Here is a 5,200-nt window from a genome sequence, read left to right as displayed (position 1 = left end):
GGGTGAGTACAAAGGAAGCGTCCGTTCCTTGAGAACTCAACAGCGTGCCAAAAATCAACGCCAGAAGTTGATACCCCGTCCACTTCGGTGGATGAGGTTCCTTTGAAAAAGACCTGTGAGGTCGCCTTCGGGTGATGCTTGCAGGCAAAAAACACAGCGAGGACGTTGTGGCGCGTCGGTCTTATTCCGACATGATGCGCCCGCTCTAAGTGATGTGTGCACCCGATCACGGGTAAACATTCATGGAGAGTTTGATCCTGGCTCAGGACGAACGCTGGCGGCGTGCTTAACACATGCAAGTCGAACGATGAAGCCCTTCGGGGTGGATTAGTGGCGAACGGGTGAGTAACACGTGGGCAATCTGCCCTTCACTCTGGGACAAGCCCTGGAAACGGGGTCTAATACCGGATACCACTCCTGCCTGCATGGGCGGGGGTTGAAAGCTCCGGCGGTGAAGGATGAGCCCGCGGCCTATCAGCTTGTTGGTGGGGTAATGGCCCACCAAGGCGACGACGGGTAGCCGGCCTGAGAGGGCGACCGGCCACACTGGGACTGAGACACGGCCCAGACTCCTACGGGAGGCAGCAGTGGGGAATATTGCACAATGGGCGAAAGCCTGATGCAGCGACGCCGCGTGAGGGATGACGGCCTTCGGGTTGTAAACCTCTTTCAGCAGGGAAGAAGCGAAAGTGACGGTACCTGCAGAAGAAGCGCCGGCTAACTACGTGCCAGCAGCCGCGGTAATACGTAGGGCGCAAGCGTTGTCCGGAATTATTGGGCGTAAAGAGCTCGTAGGCGGCTTGTCACGTCGGATGTGAAAGCCCGAGGCTTAACCTCGGGTCTGCATTCGATACGGGCTAGCTAGAGTGTGGTAGGGGAGATCGGAATTCCTGGTGTAGCGGTGAAATGCGCAGATATCAGGAGGAACACCGGTGGCGAAGGCGGATCTCTGGGCCATTACTGACGCTGAGGAGCGAAAGCGTGGGGAGCGAACAGGATTAGATACCCTGGTAGTCCACGCCGTAAACGTTGGGAACTAGGTGTTGGCGACATTCCACGTCGTCGGTGCCGCAGCTAACGCATTAAGTTCCCCGCCTGGGGAGTACGGCCGCAAGGCTAAAACTCAAAGGAATTGACGGGGGCCCGCACAAGCAGCGGAGCATGTGGCTTAATTCGACGCAACGCGAAGAACCTTACCAAGGCTTGACATATACCGGAAAGCATTAGAGATAGTGCCCCCCTTGTGGTCGGTATACAGGTGGTGCATGGCTGTCGTCAGCTCGTGTCGTGAGATGTTGGGTTAAGTCCCGCAACGAGCGCAACCCTTGTCCTGTGTTGCCAGCATGCCCTTCGGGGTGATGGGGACTCACAGGAGACCGCCGGGGTCAACTCGGAGGAAGGTGGGGACGACGTCAAGTCATCATGCCCCTTATGTCTTGGGCTGCACACGTGCTACAATGGCCGGTACAATGAGCTGCGATACCGTGAGGTGGAGCGAATCTCAAAAAGCCGGTCTCAGTTCGGATTGGGGTCTGCAACTCGACCCCATGAAGTCGGAGTTGCTAGTAATCGCAGATCAGCATTGCTGCGGTGAATACGTTCCCGGGCCTTGTACACACCGCCCGTCACGTCACGAAAGTCGGTAACACCCGAAGCCGGTGGCCCAACCCGTAAGGGAGGGAGCTGTCGAAGGTGGGACTGGCGATTGGGACGAAGTCGTAACAAGGTAGCCGTACCGGAAGGTGCGGCTGGATCACCTCCTTTCTAAGGAGCACAGTACCGATTGCAGACAAACGTTCTGCACGGTCAGCTCATGGGTGGAACGTTGATTAGTTGGCACGGTTTCCGAAACTCTCTGTAAGTACTGCCTCGGCGTGGAAAACAGTGAAGTGGAGGGGATCGTGCTTGGCACGTTGTTGGGTCCTGAAGGTACGGCCGTGAGGTCATGTCTTCAGTGCCGGCCCCAGTGAACTTGGTCCGTAAGGGATCAGGGTGATGGGTGGCTGGTCGTTGTTTGAGAACTACACAGTGGACGCGAGCATCTGTGGCCAAGTTTTTAAGGGCGCACGGTGGATGCCTTGGCACCAGGAACCGATGAAGGACGTGAGAGGCCGCGATAGGCCCCGGGGAGCTGCCAACTGAGCTTTGATCCGGGGGTGTCCGAATGGGGAAACCCGGCAGTCGTCATGGGCTGTCACCCACTGCTGAACACATAGGCAGTGTGGAGGGAACGAGGGGAAGTGAAACATCTCAGTACCCTCAGGAAGAGAAAACAACCGTGATTCCGGGAGTAGTGGCGAGCGAAACCGGATGAGGCCAAACCGTATGCGTGTGATACCCGGCAGGGGTTGCGCATGCGGGGTTGTGGGAATTCTTTTGATCGGTCTGCCGGCCGGTCGGCGAGTCAGAAACCGTTGATGTAGTCGAAGGACATGCGAAAGGTCCGGCGTAGAGGGTAAGACCCCCGTAGACGAAACATCAGCGGCTTGCTTAAGAATCTCCCAAGTAGCACGGGGCCCGAGAAATCCCGTGTGAATCTGGCGGGACCACCCGCTAAGCCTAAATATTCCCTGGTGACCGATAGCGGATAGTACCGTGAGGGAATGGTGAAAAGTACCGCGGGAGCGGAGTGAAATAGTACCTGAAACCGTGTGCCTACAAGCCGTGGGAGCGTCGCCGTTGTTCTTCGGAACAACGGTCGTGACTGCGTGCCTTTTGAAGAATGAGCCTGCGAGTTAGCGGTGTGTAGCGAGGTTAACCCGTGTGGGGAAGCCGTAGCGAAAGCGAGTCCGAACAGGGCGATATAGTTGCACGCTCTAGACCCGAAGCGGAGTGATCTAGCCATGGGCAGGTTGAAGCGGAGGTAAGACTTCGTGGAGGACCGAACCCACCAGGGTTGAAAACCTGGGGGATGACCTGTGGTTAGGGGTGAAAGGCCAATCAAACTCCGTGATAGCTGGTTCTCCCCGAAATGCATTTAGGTGCAGCGTCGTGTGTTTCTTGCCGGAGGTAGAGCACTGGATAGGCGATGGGCCCTACCGGGTTACTGACCTTAGCCAAACTCCGAATGCCGGTAAGTGAGAGCACGGCAGTGAGACTGTGGGGGATAAGCTCCATGGTCGAGAGGGAAACAGCCCAGAGCATCGACTAAGGCCCCTAAGCGTACGCTAAGTGGGAAAGGATGTGGAGTCGCAGAGACAACCAGGAGGTTGGCTTAGAAGCAGCCACCCTTGAAAGAGTGCGTAATAGCTCACTGGTCAAGTGATTCCGCGCCGACAATGTAGCGGGGCTCAAGCGTACCGCCGAAGTCGTGTCATTGCAGCAATAGGGCCAACGCCCGCTGTGATGGGTAGGGGAGCGTCGTGTGCCGGGTGAAGCAGCAGCGGAAGCTAGTTGTGGACGGTTCACGAGTGAGAATGCAGGCATGAGTAGCGATACACACGTGAGAAACGTGTGCGCCGATTGACTAAGGGTTCCTGGGTCAAGCTGATCTGCCCAGGGTAAGTCGGGACCTAAGGCGAGGCCGACAGGCGTAGTCGATGGACAACCGGTTGATATTCCGGTACCCGCTTTGAAACGCCCAATATCGAATCAGGCGATGCTAAGTCCGTGAAGCCGTTCCGGACCCTTCGGGGAAAGGAAAGTGGTGGAGCCGACGAACCAGACTTGTAGTAGGTAAGCGATGGGGTGACGCAGGAAGGTAGTCCAGCCCGGGCGGTGGTAGTCCCGGGGTAAGGGTGTAGGCCGAGGGGTAGGCAAATCCGTCCCTCATCAAGGCTGAGACCTGATGCCGAGCCGATTGTGGTGAAGTGGATGATCCTATGCTGTCGAGAAAAGCCTCTAGCGAGTTTCATGGCGGCCCGTACCCTAAACCGACTCAGGTGGTCAGGTAGAGAATACCGAGGCGTTCGGGTGAACTATGGTTAAGGAACTCGGCAAAATGCCCCCGTAACTTCGGGAGAAGGGGGGCCATCACTGGTGATCGGACTTGCTCCGTGAGCTGGGGGTGGCCGCAGAGACCAGCGAGAAGCGACTGTTTACTAAAAACACAGGTCCGTGCGAAGCCGTAAGGCGATGTATACGGACTGACGCCTGCCCGGTGCTGGAACGTTAAGGGGACCGGTTAGTGACCTTTCGGGGTTGCGAAGCTGAGAACTTAAGCGCCAGTAAACGGCGGTGGTAACTATAACCATCCTAAGGTAGCGAAATTCCTTGTCGGGTAAGTTCCGACCTGCACGAATGGCGTAACGACTTCTCGACTGTCTCAACCATAGGCCCGGTGAAATTGCACTACGAGTAAAGATGCTCGTTTCGCGCAGCAGGACGGAAAGACCCCGGGACCTTTACTACAGTTTGATATTGGTGTTCGGTTCGGCTTGTGTAGGATAGGTGGGAGACTTTGAAGCAGCCACGCCAGTGGTTGTGGAGTCGCCGTTGAAATACCACTCTGGTCGTGCTGGATGTCTAACCTCGGTCCGTGATCCGGATCAGGGACAGTGTCTGATGGGTAGTTTAACTGGGGCGGTTGCCTCCCAAAGGGTAACGGAGGCGCCCAAAGGTTCCCTCAGCCTGGTTGGCAATCAGGTGTTGAGTGTAAGTGCACAAGGGAGCTTGACTGTGAGACCGACGGGTCGAGCAGGGACGAAAGTCGGGACTAGTGATCCGGCGGTGGCTTGTGGAAGCGCCGTCGCTCAACGGATAAAAGGTACCCCGGGGATAACAGGCTGATCTTCCCCAAGAGTCCATATCGACGGGATGGTTTGGCACCTCGATGTCGGCTCGTCGCATCCTGGGGCTGGAGTCGGTCCCAAGGGTTGGGCTGTTCGCCCATTAAAGCGGTACGCGAGCTGGGTTTAGAACGTCGTGAGACAGTTCGGTCCCTATCCGCTGTGCGCGTAGGAATATTGAGAAGGGCTGTCCCTAGTACGAGAGGACCGGGACGGACGAACCTCTGGTGTGCCAGTTGTCCTGCCAAGGGCATGGCTGGTTGGCTACGTTCGGGAGGGATAACCGCTGAAAGCATCTAAGCGGGAAGCCTGCTTCAAGATGAGTATTCCCACCTCCTTGAGAGGGTAAGGCTCCCAGTAGACGACTGGGTTGATAGGCCAGATGTGGAAGCCCGGTAACGGGTGAAGCTGACTGGTACTAATAGGCCGAGGGCTTGTCCTCAGTTGCTCGCGTCCACTGTGTTAGTTCTGAA

The 5,200-nt window shown here is 56.9% G+C and carries 2 rRNA genes; both read left to right on the top strand.

Annotated elements, in window-relative coordinates:
- Window positions 1-239 precede the first annotated feature (239 nt).
- Window positions 240-1,764 (top strand): 16S ribosomal RNA (locus BCL76_RS38305).
- 282 nt (window positions 1,765-2,046) lie between these two features.
- A 23S ribosomal RNA gene (locus BCL76_RS38300) occupies window positions 2,047-5,169 on the top strand.
- Together the 16S and 23S rRNA genes form the textbook arrangement of a ribosomal RNA operon.
- Window positions 5,170-5,200: the final 31 nt, after the last annotated feature.

This window comes from Streptomyces sp. CG 926 (assembly GCF_003148825.1).
Lineage (GTDB): Bacteria > Actinomycetota > Actinomycetes > Streptomycetales > Streptomycetaceae > Streptomyces.
This window is presented reverse-complemented; position numbering and strand designations above follow the sequence as displayed.